Source organism: Vibrio sp. Isolate22 (assembly GCF_022398115.1).
In the GTDB taxonomy this organism is placed as follows: Bacteria; Pseudomonadota; Gammaproteobacteria; order Enterobacterales; family Vibrionaceae; genus Vibrio.
The window spans coordinates 1-17,559 of the sequence record NZ_JAKEUW010000058.1; the positions used below are offsets into that span (position 1 = coordinate 1).

15 protein-coding genes and 2 pseudogenes are annotated in these 17,559 nt (G+C 43.4%); 8 read left to right on the plus strand and 9 right to left on the minus strand.

From position 1 onward, the window contains the following. A pseudogene (locus L1D55_RS27720) lies at positions 1-139 on the minus strand (transposase); the annotation flags it as partial. Positions 140-715: 576 nt separating this feature from the next. Between L1D55_RS27720 and L1D55_RS22420 the strand changes: the two are divergent. Further along, complete coding sequence (locus tag L1D55_RS22420; RefSeq protein ID WP_239918911.1) at positions 716-1,477, plus strand: hypothetical protein; 762 nt, start codon at positions 716-718, stop codon at positions 1,475-1,477. Between the two features lie 44 nt (positions 1,478-1,521). Here L1D55_RS22420 and L1D55_RS22425 read toward each other — a convergent pair. Next, positions 1,522-1,944 (minus strand): annotated as a pseudogene (locus L1D55_RS22425) (transposase); the annotation flags it as partial. Between the two features lie 41 nt (positions 1,945-1,985). On the opposite strand from L1D55_RS22425, the gene L1D55_RS22430 reads away from it, so the two are divergent. Then, positions 1,986-2,312, plus strand: coding sequence for a hypothetical protein (locus L1D55_RS22430; RefSeq protein WP_239918912.1), 327 nt, complete (start codon positions 1,986-1,988; stop codon positions 2,310-2,312). 1,182 nt (positions 2,313-3,494) lie between these two features. Here L1D55_RS22430 and rplY read toward each other — a convergent pair. Further along, positions 3,495-3,773, minus strand: a complete 279-nt coding sequence (gene rplY, locus L1D55_RS22435; RefSeq protein WP_102423903.1) for a 50S ribosomal protein L25 — start codon at positions 3,771-3,773, stop codon at positions 3,495-3,497. Between the two features lie 368 nt (positions 3,774-4,141). Between rplY and L1D55_RS22440 the strand changes: the two genes are divergently transcribed. The 3 genes from L1D55_RS22440 (at position 4,142) to L1D55_RS22450 (ending at position 6,764) form a co-directional block, all read left to right on the plus strand. After that, on the plus strand, positions 4,142-4,870 hold the full coding sequence (locus L1D55_RS22440; RefSeq protein WP_105059321.1) for a glycosyltransferase: 729 nt from the start codon (positions 4,142-4,144) through the stop codon (positions 4,868-4,870). Positions 4,871-4,884: 14 nt separating this feature from the next. Beyond that, positions 4,885-6,192 (plus strand): LssY C-terminal domain-containing protein, encoded by a 1,308-nt coding sequence (locus L1D55_RS22445; protein WP_239918913.1) that lies wholly within the window; start codon positions 4,885-4,887, stop codon positions 6,190-6,192. Positions 6,193-6,383: 191 nt separating this feature from the next. Continuing rightward, on the plus strand, positions 6,384-6,764 hold the full coding sequence (locus tag L1D55_RS22450; RefSeq protein WP_239918914.1) for a VOC family protein: 381 nt from the start codon (positions 6,384-6,386) through the stop codon (positions 6,762-6,764). 103 nt (positions 6,765-6,867) lie between these two features. Here L1D55_RS22450 and L1D55_RS22455 read toward each other — a convergent pair whose 3' ends face one another. The 4 genes from L1D55_RS22455 to L1D55_RS22470 all read right to left on the minus strand — a co-directional run bounded on the left by L1D55_RS22455 (position 6,868) and on the right by L1D55_RS22470 (position 11,423). Further along, positions 6,868-8,217, minus strand: a complete 1,350-nt coding sequence (locus L1D55_RS22455) for an ATP-binding protein (protein WP_239918915.1) — start codon at positions 8,215-8,217, stop codon at positions 6,868-6,870. Positions 8,218-8,367: 150 nt separating this feature from the next. Beyond that, on the minus strand, positions 8,368-9,027 hold the full coding sequence (locus L1D55_RS22460) for a response regulator transcription factor (protein WP_004741316.1): 660 nt from the start codon (positions 9,025-9,027) through the stop codon (positions 8,368-8,370). A gap of 95 nt (positions 9,028-9,122) precedes the next feature. Continuing rightward, positions 9,123-9,521 (minus strand): PepSY domain-containing protein, encoded by a 399-nt coding sequence (locus L1D55_RS22465; protein WP_004741315.1) that lies wholly within the window; start codon positions 9,519-9,521, stop codon positions 9,123-9,125. A 159-nt stretch (positions 9,522-9,680) separates the two neighbouring features. Then, positions 9,681-11,423, minus strand: coding sequence for a DEAD/DEAH box helicase (locus L1D55_RS22470; protein ID WP_239918916.1), 1,743 nt, complete (start codon positions 11,421-11,423; stop codon positions 9,681-9,683). Between the two features lie 97 nt (positions 11,424-11,520). Here L1D55_RS22470 and rsuA point away from each other — a divergent pair, with 97 nt between their 5' ends. The 3 genes from rsuA (at position 11,521) to L1D55_RS22485 (ending at position 14,247) form a co-directional block, all read left to right on the plus strand. Next, positions 11,521-12,216 (plus strand): 16S rRNA pseudouridine(516) synthase RsuA, encoded by a 696-nt coding sequence (rsuA, locus tag L1D55_RS22475; protein ID WP_239918917.1) that lies wholly within the window; start codon positions 11,521-11,523, stop codon positions 12,214-12,216. A gap of 154 nt (positions 12,217-12,370) precedes the next feature. Then, the gene (locus L1D55_RS22480) at positions 12,371-13,588 is read left to right on the plus strand and encodes a Bcr/CflA family multidrug efflux MFS transporter (protein WP_239918918.1); all 1,218 of its coding nucleotides are present in this window, start codon (positions 12,371-12,373) and stop codon (positions 13,586-13,588) included. Further along, on the plus strand, positions 13,588-14,247 hold the full coding sequence (locus L1D55_RS22485; protein WP_239918919.1) for a DUF2913 family protein: 660 nt from the start codon (positions 13,588-13,590) through the stop codon (positions 14,245-14,247). The genes L1D55_RS22480 and L1D55_RS22485 overlap by 1 nt, the downstream gene beginning before the upstream one ends. Positions 14,248-14,422: 175 nt before the next feature. On the opposite strand, the gene L1D55_RS22490 is transcribed toward L1D55_RS22485, so the two are convergent. Beyond that, the gene (locus L1D55_RS22490; RefSeq protein WP_239918920.1) at positions 14,423-15,847 is read right to left on the minus strand and encodes a DUF2867 domain-containing protein; all 1,425 of its coding nucleotides are present in this window, start codon (positions 15,845-15,847) and stop codon (positions 14,423-14,425) included. A gap of 154 nt (positions 15,848-16,001) precedes the next feature. After that, complete coding sequence (locus L1D55_RS22495; RefSeq protein ID WP_239918921.1) at positions 16,002-17,429, minus strand: cytochrome-c peroxidase; 1,428 nt, start codon at positions 17,427-17,429, stop codon at positions 16,002-16,004. Positions 17,430-17,559: the final 130 nt, after the last annotated feature.

A 17,559-nucleotide genomic window follows, 5' to 3' on the forward strand; every position in this document is an offset into this window, starting at 1 on the left:
TCCGACCTAGTTTAGTCAGCGTTAAGTCTGAACCGTCAAGTACACTTTTTGTAGCAAGTATCAGAGAACTAACGCGTTTTTTGTGAATGGAGGAGCATTGGTTTTGTATGGTTTGTTGTAGAATCTGAATGTCGCGCATTGTTAACCCACTTGTTCGAAATGTGTGTTCAGCGATATTCATTAGATCAAAGACGGCGATGCGCGTCTACCTCATTGTTTTTACGCCTGATTATGAGGGGATTCGCAAGAACGCGGCGTTATATGCTATCGACATAATAAACAGTAATTCTGGTTGATTATTTGATCTTTCTCTCAACGATCAGGATCTCGTTTGCATACTAGATGTTATTGATAACTAATTAACTAGTTTGTATTGAACTACGTTAAGGGAACAATCTTGAACTTATACAATATATTATGGGTACTCTGCCTAGTTTTTAGTTACGTATTGTTTGAACTTGTTTGGGTGAAACATCCCCAAATGACTCAACGACTCAAGCTAATGACTCGTGTTCTGTTTGGTGTTGTGACACTGATTTATCTTAAGCAATGGGTTTGACTGACTCCTTGACCATGCATATAACAAAGCGTTAGGGCAGATTCTTAATGCTTGGTATTTTCAATTCAGTTTTTGTGTTTACGGGGCAGTTAGGTGGTAGTGTTGCTCACTACTTAACGCGGTGTTATACAACATTGGCAAGGAGGGGCAAACAGATTGTTGACTGATAAAAATAGACAAATTAAAGAAAAACTAGTGGCACAAGCGAGAGTAAAGAAAAGCACTAAATCTGTTCCTAACTACAGTAGGTTGAAAAAAATTGAATTAATTAATAGTTCTCTCCTCGTTATTTTAACGATTCTAGCTTTTGTTGTTAACTTGCAGTTATCATCTGTACAAAAAACGCTTATTGAGAAGCAGACAGCAAATGAAGTACAAAAATTTTGGTCAGAAGTAGAAAGGACTGTAGATAAGTCTTCAGATTATGCTAGTGAACTTGGCTCTAAAACAGTTGATTTCATAGGAGCTATAGACAATTTAAGTCTACATTATTATATGTATTACGTTTTGACTCCGACTAAAAGCGATGTAAAGTCTGATAACAAGTTTTTGAGCCTGAAAGCCGAAGTATTGTCAAAATATGGTGCTTTGATTTCTTCATACTCAAGGGTTTCTCTAGAGTATGACTTTATTCTATTAAAATATCATGACATCGCTGTTGCCAATGATATTAAACAGTGGGCTAAACTACGTTTAGCCAGAGAAAAGGTTAATAGTTGGAAACTGGCAAATACAAATACTATTGATGAATTACTTGTGTTATCAAATACACTAGAAAGTATAAAGACGGAAAGTGAATTTTTGGAATATACCAATACAACATATGAACTTTCTAAAAGTATGGGAGAGAGTATCGAGATCTTTATTCCACCATATGTCTTAGAAATAGATGATTTTATAGATGCAAATATTAAATAGCTCTCTCATTATTGTTGTATAACAAACGACTATGGCGTCAATGATTAATTTTTGGCAGTGTTTTTATCCCACATGGCGCCATCTCTCAGCATAGAGTTAAGAGTCACAACCATCTTTCGAACACACGCGATTATTGCGACTTTCTTAGGCTTTCCGGCAGCTACAAGTCGAGCATAAGTTGCTTTGAATACGGGGGTTTCATTGCATGGCTGACATCATTGCCATATATAACACTAAGCGTACTTTCGCTCGACCGCCTTGGAGCACGCGCTTACCTTTGTAGCGCCCACTTTCGCGTGTTATTGAAGCGACACTAATTAGTGATGCCGCTTGTTTATTTGTGATGTAGCCAAGTTCTGGCACGTTGCTAATTGTTGATGTAGCGGCAATGTTTCCTATTCCAGGGACGCTCTGCAATATTGTGTTTTTAGCCTGGTACTCGGACTATCTTCAATGAGTTTAACGAGCAATGTTCTACCCTAAGAAGTAACACTTTATGGAGGTCGGTATGAATATCAAAGAGTCTGATTGGAAAATCTTTTGTGAAATAAAGAGTGAAGCAGCGCAAGTGTTTTGTGCTCGTCAACTGGATGAAGCCATCAAAACGATTACTGATGAAGCAGAACCTGTAGGGGAAAGGTATAGCTTTATGTGCCAGCACTCCAAAGAATCTCAAAAGCAAATGAAGCTTATTTTTGATGGCCATTCTCGAAACCGTGCATTTATCCAGCTCATGCAAATGTGCGAGGAAGGTTTGGTTGCACCAGAACAATTCGAACGCCTTTCAGAGGAACTCAAAAAAGACATTACGAGTATTCTAGAAAGAAGAGCCTAAGGAAAGTTAGTTAATCATGCCGCTTCTTTTTCATAGCTGCAACTATCTCAATATTACTCCTTTTTATTCGCGAATTCGGATATCCGCTACAGTTCTGCTTCGACAACCTCACTTTTACGAGTTTTATTATACGAGTTGTATTGAAAATCGTAGAGTTACTCGTTTTTTCTCCTTCAAAACGCCGTTGATTTTCAAGAAATAGCACTAGAATCTGGATTGAGATTTCTTTCCAAAAAGTGTCAACATTACTTTGTCAATAAAACCTCTCACTAGCCCTTTAAATCCGTGCGCTCTAGGTGAGCTGAAAGTGTCACCTAGAGTGCGCGAGGGTGGGGGTTACGGGAGTTTATGCTTGTGATGCGACCAGAGCCCCACCATCACAAATTCTTGGACCAAATGCTTTAATATTTTAGGTTTGCATGGGCGTTCGAGCTGTTATTCGGAATCCGAATCCATGATTTTTGGACAGACAAGCCGAGTGTTATGTTGTGAAAAATGATTGTGCGGATCAGTGAATGCCTATAGGCCTTTAAAGTCTTAATACTGGATTAGTAGGTTTATTGGCTAATGGTTAGTTTAGGCGTGTTATGCCATTAAATGAGGGTTGTAGTGATTAAGCTGGGAGATGGTGTTAAGAATGGACGAAAGGCCAGAAGTGTTTTCTTGATCGCCTTTCAGTCTTGTTTGATTAGCCTAGAGTGTATTACGCGGTGGTAACGTCCTATCTAATAAACAGGAACACAAATAGGTTGCTCTTAACTGACGTCAGCTGTGCTAAAGGAGTAGTTTTTATTCATGATGACTATATTCGTTTAGAAGTGCGTACAAGGTCATACAAGTAACATTCTAGATGCTAGTCGGTTTTGTCTTTTTGTTTGATTCGAGTGTTGAACCTAGCGAAAAAGCGGCCTAGTCTTACTGTTAGAAAAACTACTGTATAAGTCCACCTTTCGTCCACCCTTAATCCACCCAAGCAATATTGGGATAAAGTGGGGAAGGGGAAAGTTGATTATTTTCAGCGTATTGAGCGAGATTTACGACGTTTTTGAGGGCTCAAAAACGGTGAAACCCCGATGTTGGTAGCATCGGGGTTTCGAATTTTTAGATTTCTCGATTGGTAAGGTCGATTATCTTTTCTATGCAGAAGGCTGGATTAATCCAATCTTATTCCTTGGTAGGGAATTAGATGCGGATGAAGTCCATGTGCTCAACTTTTGGCTTGTAAGCGTGACGTTGAACGTCTTGTGGCTTAACCTTAACTTCAGCGCCGTCAACCACTAGAGTGATTGCTTCGTAGAACTCAGGCTTGTCCATTTGGTTGATCACTTCGTCGTGATTAAGTTCGATAGATACAGCTGCTGCTTCACCACCGTAGATTACAGCTGGGAATTTACCAGCGTGACGTAGGCGGCGGCTCGCACCTTTACCTAGTTCAGTACGTACTACTGCTTCAAATTTCATAGTTTTACTCTCAAATTAGTAAAAATTAACTTCACATCTCAATGCGACCTTGAGTATGTGGTAATGCTTATGCTGAACGAGTTCATGCTTAAGCGAGCGCGGATACTAACATCACATTTGAATATGAGCAAGTAAGAAGCCTATCACAAAGTGAATTTCCTTCGATATTTGGCTCGTTTGTAGATAAAACGCTCGCTAACCCTATTTTATCGTTTTCTTTACTCTTCTGTCTTGTTCTTTTGCCCTGTTTATATCGTCGCGAAATCATCAAGTTAATGAACGGAAAATGAATGTTCGCCTAAGGCTTGGTTAATGCTTGGTTAGGTAACCTTAGTGTTAATTAATCAGCAGAATGAATAGGTGAAAACATGGAACCGGTAAGTATTGTCGTTATTACGTTAAACGAAGAGAAACGCATTAGTCGCTTAATGGAAGAGTTGAGCGTGCAAACCCATCAAGAGTTCGAAGTGATCGTGGTCGACTCAAACAGTGAAGATAACACCAGAGAAGTCGCACAAGCCTATGAAAGTGCGTTGCCGAAATTGACTGTCCACCATATGCAAGAACGCGGTGTTAGCCTTGGTCGAAACACCGGTGCCGCTTTAGCGCAGTACAACAGAATCCTTTTCTTGGATGCCGACGTTAGCCTGCCTCGTAACTTCCTTGCAAAAGCATTGTATGAGCTAGAAGAGAATAAGCTTGAAGTTGCTGGCGTATATATGAGTTCAAAAGGGCTGCCACTAGTTCATAAATTCGGTTATGGACTGTTTAATGCGGGCTTATTTGCGACTCAGTTCTTTTTCCCGACCGCGATTGGCGCGTGTATTTTTTCAACCAAACGAGCGCATGAAGAGATCGGCGGCTTCGATGAGGAGATCGTTTTGTGTGAGGATTGTGATTACGTAAAACGTGCGAGCAAAACATGGCGATTTAGATTCCTAAATATGACCTTTGGCTTTGACCCACGTCGATTAGACCAAGATGGTGTTGTGAAGACGGGTTCAACTTACCTTAAAGCCAATATAAGACGCTTCTTTAAAGGCGAAATGCGTAACAACGAAATGAACTACAAGTTTGGTCACTATAAAGAGCAGTAAGCATTGAGGTTGTTATGTTTGATGGACTAGGGCTGTTTTTGGGAGCATTGGGTGATGCTCTCATTGGCCCAAACCTATTTGTACCGGGAGAGCCCTTTTTTATCGCTGCGGGCTTTCAACTGTATTCAGGTGCATGGATGGCGTTGGTTTTTGTAATGTTAGGTGGTTTCGTTGGAGATCAACTGAGTTACTTCATTGGCTTAAAGTGGGGCAGAACTGCTCAAAAGAAGCTTATTAAATTTCGACCAAAAACCAAAAGAGTGATCGCTCGGTGTCGTTATCTCATTGCGAAGAAGGGCACATATATCATAGTAGCGGCACGACTTTTGGGGCCTATTGCTTGGGTTGTTCCTGTTATCGCTGGGTCTCATCGCGTTAAGTGGCACAGTTTTACTCTGTTGTCTTCGATAGGTTTATTGCTTGGCGGTGGTCAATTTATTGCTTGGGGTATGTTGTTGGCACATGGTGTCGAACAGTTTCCTTTATTAGGGGCGGTTAAGGTTTTCTTAAGCGAGCACCAAAGCTTGCTGATTGGTTTAGTAGCGGTGACCATTTTTGTTGTTGTGGGTAGCAAACTTAAATGGCGTAAGTTGACCTTGAAAACCAGCGCGTTTTTAGTGGCTTGGCTGTGTTACGCAAATTATGCCCATTTCTTCTGGAAAGCTGATGACTTTCAAAATCAACAAACATCGGCACAGATGAACTCTGTCGATTTACAACAAGTGACTTACAAAGCATTCCCTGGGCTTTCTCCAATCTATGATGCGCAAGCGATCAATGTTGTTTATGTCGGAGAATCGCCTCGTGAACTCATGAACCAGTTGGGCTGGATAGAAAATCAAACGTTCTCTCGAAATGATATTGAGTGGTCGAGTTACCTTACTCTCCTAAAAGATAAGACACCGCCTGTATCTGACTTGTATTGGCGAAACCAACCACAAGATATGGCCTTTCAATTGCCTGGAAACCTGATGAAGAGAAGCCATATTCGCTGGTGGAATGCTGGATTAGATAGAAACAGTAATCAAACAAAATGGTTAGGAGCAATCAGCTACGATGATGGTTTAAAAGTGACACCGTATTCTGGCATTGTCACCGTGCTCCATAAAATAGATCCGAATGTTGATGAAGAGCGCGATCGGTTGGCGCAGCAAATTAAATCGACTTACCCGAATATGGAACTGGTCAATTTACCTCTAGCGAATGCACAAGTAATGAATGATCAACATGACTACTACACAGACGGAAAGATCTTGGTTATTGGCTCAACGACATACAGTGATGAATCACAAACCTTAGATGTTGCAGTGAATGATATATAAAGCGCGCCTTTAAGACGCTCTCTAACTTAGTTCCCGATAAATACGAACCTTGTTTGAATATCAATCAAACAAGGTTCTGTTATTTCTGCTTGTTAAAGCCAATCCTCTTTTGGGAGTTTCTATCGTTCTAATAGTGTCAACCTTGTCTATCCTAAATAAGGGTGAACAAGGGCGAAAGCTAAGGACAAAGTATGCAAATGAATCCGGTTGGTTGGTTTGCAATCTATGTCGACGATATGGTGAGAGCCAAATCCTTTTATGAGGCCGTCTTTAAAGTGACGCTAGAGAAGTTAGATAACGAAACGGGCATCGATATTGAAATGTGGGTATTTCCTAGCGATATGGACAAATACGGCGCGACAGGGGCTTTGTGCTCGATGCCTGATGTTAAGGCTGGGGGCAATAGCACTATGGTATACTTCTCTTGTGATGATTGTGCGACAGAAGCAAGCTTGGCGGCAGCGAATGGTGGTTTTCTACAAGTACCTAAAATGGCGATTGGACAACATGGTTTTATCAGCGTGGTCAGCGATACTGAAGGCAATGTCATTGGATTGCATTCGATGACTTAAATTTGCAGAGTAAAAACGGCAAAGAATCAAAAAGGAGTTTACGCGTGATACGTAAACTCCTTATTTTTATTTAAGGTATAGCAGGTGCTCGAATGTAGTTGTTTTAAGAGGCTTGAGATACCTTTAGAACAAGAGAAGCTTTTAAGCCACCCATTGAGCTCTTACTTAGCGTTAAGCTGCCACGGTAACTGTGTGCCATCTCATTGACAATATTCAGCCCTAGACCTGTTCCTGGCGTGGTTTCGTCTAGCCTTACGCCGCGCTTGGTCACTTGTTCGAGCTTCTCTTCGGGTATGCCTTGTCCATCATCCTCAATGATCAACTCGACATTACCGTCGGTAAGCTCGTTAGCGTGAACACGGATAATACTATTAGCCCACTTATAACTGTTTTCGAGTAGGTTTCCGACCATCTCATCAAGGTCGGTTTTTTCTACAGCAACCTCTAGTTCAGAATCCAGCTCATTGATCATAGTGACTTCATTGGCGGCATAAACTTTATCAAACGCCATCGAAATCGCTTCAACACGCTCACAAGGTGAGGATTTCACCGAAAGAATGTTCATCGCACCTGCCATACGAGCGCGACCAAGGTGATAATCTATCTGGCTTTGGATCTGTTGAATCGGTTGTTGTAATAGCTTCTTCTCGTTGTCAGGCAGCATCTCAATTTCATTTTTCATCACCGACAACGGTGTCTTTAACGCATGAGATAGGTTACCTGCGTGGTTACGAGCACGCTCCAGTAACTCTTGGTAGTGAAAGAGTAGGGCATTAAGATCAGATACGAGTGGCGAGACCTCTTTCGGGTAGTTGTCGCTTAGCCCTTGTTGCTCACCTTTTCTCAGTATCACTAGTTCACGTTGCATCTTACTTAGCGGCAATAGAGACCAGCTAACTTGAATGCCAATCAACATGAGTACGCCGACAAACAACAGCATCAGGATCAGCCATACCTGACCAGTTAACTCCGCTAGCGTCGACTCGAGTGGGTCTTCGTCAATACCAATGGTGATGGTAATTGGGTCGCTCAGTGAAGGCAGGTAGATATCTTGCTCAATGTAAATCAGCTTCTCTTTTTCTGGTCCTTTAACGGAAGTGTGAATAGGAGAACGCTTGATGGTGAGGTCTTTGTCCCATAAGGAGCGAGAACGAATGATTTGATCTTGAGTTGAAGCTCGCCAATAAATACCACTGTAAGGTTGGTTAAACCTCGGGTCAGACAGGCGTTCTGCCATGATCAGGTTGCCATTGTCATTGGTTTCAATATTCGCGGTGAGTTCGTCCATGGTTAGGGCAAGTTGCTGTTTCATGTCGTCGACAAGGTAATCATTCACCAGTTTTGGTATACCAACACCGGCCGCTAATATCATCGCACCTAGCCAAAAAGCCGCAGCGAGAAGCAAGCGACTTTTTAGACTGATGTTTTTAAGTGTTCGTTTCTTTAGATTCATGCATTTCCAACCTGCCTTTACTCATCGTTATCGACTTGTATTTCGATGATCAGCTATTTCGATGATCAGTACAGGCTGTCCACTTAGTGGGTGAGTGTGCTTGATTTCTCTTATTTTAATTGATGTTTGTTGTTCTAATTAAATAGAGACTTATTCAGCATTCAGTTGGTAGCCAAGGCCACGCACGGTTTTGATGATCTTCGGTGCGATTTTCTTACGAATACGACCAATAAATACCTCAACCGTGTTTGAATCGCGGTCGAAGTCTTGTTTGTAGATATGCTCAACCAGTTCGGTGCGTGAGATAACCTTATTTTGGTTGTGCATGAAATACGCGACAACCTTATATTCTAGTGCCGTTAGGCTGACTGCTTGGCCCTGCCACAACACTTTTGAACTGCGAGTGTCCAAGCTTAAATCACCAATTTGAAGAACTGGTGCAGCGCTGCCCGATGCACGGCGCAATTGGGCACGAATACGGGCAATCAGCTCAACCATTTCGAATGGCTTAGTGAGGTAATCGTCGGCGCCAGCGTTCAAGCCTTCAACGCGTTGAGTTAATGTGTCTCGTGCACTCAAGATAATCACTGGTGTATTGATGTTTTCGTCTCGGATGCCTTTTAAAACGGTTAGGCCATCAAGCTTAGGTAGACCTAAGTCGAGAACAATCGCATCCCACTCTTCTGATGTCGCGCGATAAAGAGCGTCGATACCATCTTGAGACAGCTCAGGAACCCAGTCAGCTCCCTCAAGTGTTTCAATAATCTGTTGGCCCAAACGAGGTTCGTCTTCAACGACTAAAATTTTCATAATTGTTCTTCTTAATTTTTGTAATGACTGTTCGTTGTGCTTAACTATTTGCCGTGTTTAGCTATTAGTCGCGCTAAATTAATCGTCGCGCTTAATTAGTCGCCGTGTTTAATTGCGTTTTTAAAGTTGCGGCCTTCAATCTTTAGCATTTCTAATGTTTCGGCGTTGTATTCAACTTTGATGATGTTGTTTTGGTAGTTAATTTTTAATTCATACACCCAAATATCATCATCTTCTTCTAGTTCGACTTTAATGATTCGACCATGAAGGTCGTTTTCTACCGCTGCATACATCTCAGAGAAAGGGCGAATATAACCTTCTCGAACTGCTTCATAGACCTCGTCTTGGTCTTCTTCAAATTCAATGCGGGTTCCTGCCTTATGAACGTCCTGCACTAATTCATGACCATTATGGTGTGAGTCAGCCCATGCGCCAGCAGAAACAAATAAGCCTAAGCTTATAGAAAACAAAGAAATCATAGCTTTACTAAACATAGCGAATCCTAGAGAAGGTTGATAGCGTTCAGTATAAAAAAGTAATTCTGAACAGAAAGTGAACCTGATTAATAATGAGAAATTGATACCTAAAAATTTGACGATGAAGAACGCCAACACATCACGGAGACTAACCATCAAGTGTTAAGACCGTAATCATTAGCGTTGCTGAAGCTCGTCTTCGAATATCTTGTCTCTCATTTTCCAAAAGCGACCAACTTTACGTGCAATCACGAATTGTGGTGGCCGGAACCTATGTTGGTGAGCAACAACTTTCGACGGTGACGCTTCCTCAAAAGGTCTGTGTCTATCCGCAAGGTGAGGTCGAACAAACTGATCTTTAAAGTTCTGCTTTTGCTTCTTGGTGGTCAATGACCAAAACTCATGGACTTGCGCTTGGTTTTCGCCGCGGTAGGTGACTTTAAGTTGCGATTTACCTTTGTCGTCCTTCAGAACATTAAGGTCCATCTCTAAACATTCAAACACCAAAGCATCTTTTAGGTTCAGTGCCTCTTTTAACTTTTTGTCTGGGTCTACCAAGGTAGCGTCACATTCATGACAAATGCGCGCTGCAATGTCGTTGTCGGCGCCGCACTCTCCACAGTATTTGGCGCGGAAGCGATAGTTACAATGCTCACGTTCACCCGTGTCTTCATCTGTGAAGTATCCTTGGCATTTACGGCCAAAGTGTTCAAGCAAGAAACCGTTGCTGTCGAGCTTACCCCAGAAATTGTTATTGAAGCCGCAAGCTGGGCAGGGAATCGTGATGATTTCACTGTCTGAATCTGGTTTAGGGTCGCCGACTTCAGGTTGATAAAGGTCGTAACTGTTACCTGCATAGTCGAGCACCAAACACTCTTTTTTGCCCGGAGATAAACGTAAACCACGGCCAACGATTTGTTGGTATAAGCTGATGGATTCTGTCGGGCGAAGAATTGCAATTAAATCCACATGAGGGGCGTCAAAGCCGGTGGTTAATACGGACACGTTGACCAAGAATTTGATTTTGCGTTCTTTGAAATCATGGATGATTTGGTCACGCTCTAATGTGGGTGTGTCACCAATGACAATCGCAGCTTCACCTTCGGGTAGTAAGCCTAGGATCTCTTGAGCGTGCCTTACGGTTGCTGCGAAGACCATGATGCCCAGCTTGTCTTGGGCGAGGTGAATAATTTGATCGACAATCTGTGGTGTGGCTCGTTTCGATTGTTCGATCACCATATCTAGCTCGGCTTCTTTGTATCGACCTGTGCTCGCAGGTTTTAATTGTGAGAAGTCATAACTCAATACTGGCGCATCTATCATGCGGGCTGGTGTTAAAAAGCGTTCGTCGAGCAGGTAGCGAATCGGCAACTCAAAAATACAATCTCTGAAGAATCTTGGTTCTTCTGAACGCACTTGTCCGCGGGTGTGGTATTGGTAAATCCAACCCATACCAAGGCGATAAGGGGTTGCCGTTAAGCCAAGTACCTTGATGCCCGAGTTGTTTTCACGCAAGTGAGTGATCACTTTCTGGTAGCTACTGTTCTTTTCGTCGGGTACTCGGTGGCATTCATCGATAACCAAAAGTGAAAATTGGTTAGAGAATGAATCGAGGTTGCGAACTACAGATTGAACCGATGCGAATACCACTTGTTGGTCGGTCTCTTTTCGGCCTAATCCTGCAGAGAAAATTGAGCCTTTTAACCCATAACCTTCATACTTTTCATGGTTTTGCTCAACTAGCTCTTTCACGTGGGCTAGTACCAATACACGACCTTTCGCAAGCCTTGCCAACTCAGCGATAACCAAGCTTTTTCCTGCCCCTGTCGGTAGCACGAGAACAGCCGGTGTTTGGTGTTTTCTGAAGTAATGAATGACTGATTTTACTGAGTCTGCTTGGTATGGGCGGAGTGTATACATATCGCGTCTTGTAAAATGGAGAACAAATAGTGTGAAATAGCTCAACTAATCGAGCAAAGGTGACTATAATACCCGACTTAGATTAGTTGAGGTATTCATGCGTTTAGATAAATTTCTGTGCGATGCACTAGGCATTACTCGAAAAGAAGCAACACAATTATTAAAAACAAAGACTGTGACAGTAAATGATGTCATGCAAAAAAGCGGTTCAGTTAAAGTAACTGAAGAGTGTGTTGTGGAATGGCAAGGCAATGAACTTCGTGTTCAAGGCCCACGTTACATTATGTTGTATAAGCCAGAAGGCTTTGTTTGTTCGCATGAAGATGGCTCAAATCGCACCGCATTTGAATTGCTTGATGAAATCAAAATGGACAGGCTGCACTTTGCAGGTCGTCTAGACGTTGATACGACAGGCCTAGTACTGATCACTGATGACGGTAAATGGTCTCACCGTATTACCGCACCAAAACACAAGTGTGAAAAGATGTACCGTGTGTGGTTGGTTGATCCAGTAGAACCAGACTACGTTGAAAAATTCAAAGAGGGCATCCAGCTTAAGAGCGAAGATGGCCTAACACTTCCTGCGCACCTTGAAGTGCGTGCAGAGCGTGAAGTGCTATTAACGATTCACGAAGGCAAATACCACCAAGTAAAACGCATGTTTGCAGCACTTGGTAACAAGGTAGAAGCACTACACCGTGAACGTATTGGTGAAATCGAGATGGACGAATCTCTTGAGCTAGGTGAGTACCGTTACCTAACGCAAGAAGAAGTTGATTCTATCTGGAAGTAACCTTTAGCTATTAATTTATAGCGCTCTCGTTGCAAAGCCGACCAAGGATAGCGTCGGCTGATGATGTTGACTGGTACTAGGAAAGTCTCAGCCAATCTTTTGACTTGCGTGTTCACGCTGGTCCTAGCTTTATCAGTTAAACATTCGGAGAACCATGCAGACATCTACCCCACAGAGCCCAAGCTCTCAACCAGAAACTCCTCAATTAGGCTTAGTGCTATTTTTGATTCTCGGTGCGATTGGTGCATTGACGCCGCTCGCGATTGATATGTACTTGCCTGCGATGCCGACCATTGCCAAAGATCTTGGTGTAACTGCGGGCGAAGTACAGATAACGCTAACCGCTTATACCGCAGGTTTTGCGTTGGGTCAGCTGCTGCATGGTCCATTAGCTGATAGCTATGGACGTAAGCCAGTCCTCTTGATTGGTGTGTTCTTGTTTGCGATTGCTTCTGTGGTGAGTGCTACAACCCATGGCATTGAAGCGCTGACTTACGTTCGTACTGCACAAGGTTTTGCAGGCGCAGCGGCAGCTGTAATCATCCAAGCGGTTGTACGTGACATGTTTGATCGTGAAGATTTTGCGAGAACCATGTCTTTCGTAACCTTGGTTATGACGGTTGCACCACTTATCGCACCAATGATTGGTGGTTACTTGTCATTGTGGTTTGGTTGGCGCTCAATTTTCTGGGTACTGGCTATCTTTGCAGTGATCGTCATTCTAGCGGTATCGATGAAGATCCCTGAGACGCTACCGGTAGAAAATCGACAGCCACTACGTTTCAAAACGACGATTCGTAACTACGCTCGTTTATGTAAAAACCCAACGGCAATGGGCTTGATTTTTTCGGGTGCATTTTCATTCTCGGGAATGTTCGCATTCTTAACCGCTGGTTCGTTTGTTTACATCGACATCTACGGTGTTCGCCCAGACCTATTTGGTTACCTGTTTGGCTTGAACATCGTTGCAATGATCTTGATGACGAGCATTAATGGCCGAATCGTGAAGAAAGTGGGTTCTCACGCGATGCTTCGAGTGGGTTTAACCATTCAGCTGTTCGCAGGTTTGGGGTTGTTGGTTGGCTGGTCATTAGATATCGGCCTGTGGGGTATTGTGCCATTCGTGATGCTGTTTATCGGCACACTGTCTACCATTGGTAGTAACTCAATGGCACTGCTGCTAAGCGGGTATCCGAATATGGCAGGTACAGCATCATCACTCGCGGGCACATTAAGATTTGGTACTGGTTCTGTGGTTGGGGCAATTGTCGCAATGCTACCAAGTGATACTGCAGGCCCAATGGCTATGGTGATGGCAGCATGTGCAATACTGTCAGCATTACTATATTGGACATTAGGAAAGAAGGCATAATGTCAAAATACTATATTGAAATTCAGAAGCTTGTGAACACCGCACTCGGTGAGCTTTACGCGCTACACAAGTCAGGTAAAGCGATTGACGCACCTATCGCAAACAACCTATACCTTGTTCGCTGGGTAACTAAAGCAATCAAAGCACAAGCGTATGATCGTGTTGTTGTGCCTGATTTGGTTCGCTGGCAAAAGCAGGGCCGCTCAAAGGGCAACAACTCTGATTTAACCTTTACGTTTAAGCGTATTTCAGCGTTTTACGCTCAGTTCTTCCCTGAAGGTGAAGAGCCTAAAGCACTAAAAGACAGTGACGTTGAAGCCTTTATGGACAAGATGTACGAGATGGGTTGGAGTGTATCGAGCGAAGATGAGCTAACTACGGGTGGCAAAATTCAGTTCTTTACCGATGGTGAGCACTCATTCGCGCTATGTGGTAAGCAGTGTGATGACTCTTTTGACGGTGAGTTGATGGTTAAGCCGATGAACTGGTTTGTTCGTGGTAACCACGCCGAGTTTATCCAAGCGGCGATGGATGCGGGTTTCATGCTTCACAAAGTGACGGACTACAAGTCTGCTGTGAAGTACCACGGTGAATACATCGTGTACCCAGCGAACCAAGGCAACCAATTGGCTGAGATCCCAATTAGCTTTGTTGGCTAACGGATAGATACGAGATTAGAGATACGAAGAGCGGAATTATTCGCTCTTTTTTTGCTTCTCATAGCGCCTGTCGCCACTCGAACCGCGCATCTGCTTTTTGATCTTTTCGCACCTCGTCACCCGTATCTCGAATCTGCTTTTAGCCTCTTCGCATCCCGTTACTCGAATCTCTCATCTATTTTCTCGCTTGCTTCTCTATCGCTTTTACCATGCCTTTAAAGATAAATAGATGAGCTGGCATCATTGCGAACCAATACAGTAACCCCAGAAAGCCTTTAGGATGCCACCAAGCGGTGATGTTTAACTCGCGTGTGTCTCCGTTATCAGAAACTGTGATTTCCAGTCGCCCTAAGCCCGGGCCTTTCATCCCGAACAGCAGTGATAAGAATTGGTTCTCTTCACAGCGAATCACTTTCCATGAGTCAATTTTGTCGCCTACTTTTAGTTTTGGCCCTTCTGGCATTTGTCGAACGGGTACACCGCCACCAAAGAGAAGATCTAACCACTCCCTTGTGCGCCATAAAGCGTTAGCGAAGAAGTAACCCTGTTTAGGGCTTCCAATCTGTTGCGCTACGTGCCAGAGCGATTCTAGTGAGGCTGTCGACGTGATACTTGCACCTGTCTTTTTCGGATAGTAACCGTATCCCGCTTGCCAGCGTTTAAAGGCGGTTTTATCAAAGCCCCACACATTACTTTTTACGAAGTTACCCTCAGCATGAATCGCTTGTTCAACCATGCTCTCGAACGACACGAGCTTTTGCGGGTACTTTTCTTGGATGGTGGTCGAGTTGGCTATGAAATCATGCTTTAAACCTGCGAGCAATGCTCTCCCTATGTTGGAAGGGACAGAGGTCACCACGCCAAGCCAATAAGAGGCGATCTTAGGCGTAAGTAGGGAAGTTGCCCATAATCTAAGTGGACGGTCGGCAGTTTTGGCGATATGCGCGAATTGATTGCGATAAGAGACGATATCTGGACCGCCAACCTCAAAGGTCTGGTTGTCGCTTGGGGTATCTTGCGCAAGCTTTAGTAAGTAGTGATTGAGGTTTTTCAATGCGATAGGGTTAGCTTTCGAGTCTACCCATTTCGGCGCAATCATGATTGGTAGGTTGTAAACGAAGTCTCGCATTATCTCAAAGGCCGCTGAACCAGGGCCGATGATGACGCCAGCTCGAAGCTCAGTAACGGGAACCGATCCTTTACGAAGCACTTCTCCGGTTTTCTTTCTCGCTTGAAGATGCTCAGAATCGCCGGTTTGAGGCTGAAGTGAACTTAGGTAGATGATGTGTTGGTTTTTAGGACCAAGTGCGGAGACAAAGTTACGGGCCAGGCTTAACTCGTAGTCAATGAAATCATGACCTTCCGCCATACCATGGACAAGGAAGAAGATTAGGTCAAAATCAGGGACTAAAGCTTGTGTTGCCGCTTGGTCAGCCAGATCGAGAAATTCAAGTGATAAATTCTTATGAGGCTCGGTTCGCGCTTTTAAGTAGTCGATGTGCCTTGCTGCAGCGGTTACTTGATAACCTTGTTCTAGCAGCAGAGGAAGCAGCTGTGAACCAACATATCCAGAAGCGCCTAAAACCAGTACTTTCTTCATCGTTACTCCATGTATTGCTTATCAAACCATCCTTTGTTCATACTACGCTAACTTCTCGACAAAACCAATTGAGCCTGAGTAATGAAAAAGCCAATAGAAAGAATCTATTGGCTTGAGTCTATCGGTTATATCGAACCACTTCGATTGGCATAAATTAGCTTTGTTGCTGAGCTTTAGGGCTAAGGTTGTTTCCTTTATATTCGCCTGTCAGCGTCTTGAGAAATGCCTTGATAGCATCGACTTCCTCATCATTCATTTCGACACCAACTTGATATTTACCCATATCGAAGATCGCTTGTTCTAGCGTCTCTGCATGACCATCGTGGAAGTAAGGTGCTGTGAGTTCAATGTTTCTAAGCGTTGGTACTTTGAACTTATGCTTGTCGGATTCAATCGCAGTGACGTTGTACCTTCCCAAGTCTTCTGGGGTGATATCTGTTCCTCTATCTGCAAAGTAGTCCGCTTTCATGCCCATGGTTTCAAAAGTTTCACCACCCATAGCTTCACCTGTGTGGCAAGTATCGCAGCTGTATTGTTTAAATAGCGTTAGTCCATATTTTTCATGGTCGTCTATCGCATTGGAATTTCCCGTAAGGTATTGGTCGAATCGACTGTTCGGTGTCACCAAGGTTTTCTCAAACTCAGCAATCGCATGCGTGATGGTGTCACCGGTGATCTCACCATCATAGGATTTGTTGAACTTAGCGACTAACTTGGGATCACGGCTTAGCTTGTCGATGATCTGTTGCCAACCTTCAGAGCCCATTTCGATAGGGTTGAATGGAGGACCGCCAGCTTGGTCTTGCAAGTCACTTGCTCGACCATCCCAAAATTGCAATTTGTTGTACGCCGAGTTGAAAACTGTTGGCGCATTGATTCCACCAACTTGGCCGTGAATACCAACAGAGCCGACTAAGTTGTCGACACCACCTGTGTCTAATCCATGGCAAGTCGCACAAGAAACCGTGTCGTCACCGGATAGGCGAGTGTCATGGTAGAGTGCTTTACCCAGCTTAACTCCGTCTTCGTTTACCTCAAACTGAGTGTAGATTGGCTGAAGTGTGCCTTCTCTTCGACTGTCATCTACCGGAGAATCTTGGTGAATCTCTGCTCTTGTTTGGCGTATCCATTTTAACAAAGTGTGCTTTTCTTCATTTGAAATGCCAGCAGACCAATGCATCGATTGATAGAGTTTAGGTGGCATCGAACCGTTGTAAAGTACCTTTTCAATACGAGCAAGTGCTACTTCGGATACTGGTTCATTATTCTGAATACCATTGAAGAGTTGAGTAATTTCAAAGTGTTTCATACCTGTTTGTATGTCGGCATTCATGAGTGGTTTTGCAATCGGCCATTCCGAGTAGAAAGGCATTTCGCTTTCGTTGGTGTGGCAGTATGCACATCCTTTATCGCTGAGTACTTTCATCGCTTGGTAGTCCAAAGATGACTTATCCAAAGATGAAAATTGCGCGAGGCTTTCAGCGGCAAGACGTTGGTCGTTTTTATCAACCGTATAGACCATGCCCAGATAAGCCAAGATGCCAACACCCGCCAAACTCATTATTAGTTTTTTATTATTCATTTTAACTCCCTATTGAAACTGGGGTGGAAGTTATTGAATTAACGGCAGTTTATGAAATGACAAAAAGGAATGAATATTAATCGAATAACTAGATGGTCAAAAATTTAACGAAATAAAGCCATTTAAATCA

What these genes read in the sequence shown, in the direction of transcription:
- L1D55_RS22430 (WP_239918912.1), top strand. Translation starts at nt 1,986, where the DNA reads ATGAATATCAAAGAGTCTGATTGGAAAATCTTTTGTGAAATAAAGAGT.
- rplY (WP_102423903.1), bottom strand. Translation starts at nt 3,773, where the DNA reads ATGAAATTTGAAGCAGTAGTACGTACTGAACTAGGTAAAGGTGCGAGC.
- L1D55_RS22440 (WP_105059321.1), top strand. Translation starts at nt 4,142, where the DNA reads ATGGAACCGGTAAGTATTGTCGTTATTACGTTAAACGAAGAGAAACGC.
- L1D55_RS22445 (WP_239918913.1), top strand. Translation starts at nt 4,885, where the DNA reads ATGTTTGATGGACTAGGGCTGTTTTTGGGAGCATTGGGTGATGCTCTC.
- L1D55_RS22450 (WP_239918914.1), top strand. Translation starts at nt 6,384, where the DNA reads ATGCAAATGAATCCGGTTGGTTGGTTTGCAATCTATGTCGACGATATG.
- L1D55_RS22455 (WP_239918915.1), bottom strand. Translation starts at nt 8,217, where the DNA reads ATGAATCTAAAGAAACGAACACTTAAAAACATCAGTCTAAAAAGTCGC.
- L1D55_RS22460 (WP_004741316.1), bottom strand. Translation starts at nt 9,027, where the DNA reads ATGAAAATTTTAGTCGTTGAAGACGAACCTCGTTTGGGCCAACAGATT.
- L1D55_RS22465 (WP_004741315.1), bottom strand. Translation starts at nt 9,521, where the DNA reads ATGTTTAGTAAAGCTATGATTTCTTTGTTTTCTATAAGCTTAGGCTTA.
- L1D55_RS22470 (WP_239918916.1), bottom strand. Translation starts at nt 11,423, where the DNA reads ATGTATACACTCCGCCCATACCAAGCAGACTCAGTAAAATCAGTCATT.
- rsuA (WP_239918917.1), top strand. Translation starts at nt 11,521, where the DNA reads ATGCGTTTAGATAAATTTCTGTGCGATGCACTAGGCATTACTCGAAAA.
- L1D55_RS22480 (WP_239918918.1), top strand. Translation starts at nt 12,371, where the DNA reads ATGCAGACATCTACCCCACAGAGCCCAAGCTCTCAACCAGAAACTCCT.
- L1D55_RS22485 (WP_239918919.1), top strand. Translation starts at nt 13,588, where the DNA reads ATGTCAAAATACTATATTGAAATTCAGAAGCTTGTGAACACCGCACTC.
- L1D55_RS22490 (WP_239918920.1), bottom strand. Translation starts at nt 15,847, where the DNA reads ATGAAGAAAGTACTGGTTTTAGGCGCTTCTGGATATGTTGGTTCACAG.
- L1D55_RS22495 (WP_239918921.1), bottom strand. Translation starts at nt 17,429, where the DNA reads ATGAATAATAAAAAACTAATAATGAGTTTGGCGGGTGTTGGCATCTTG.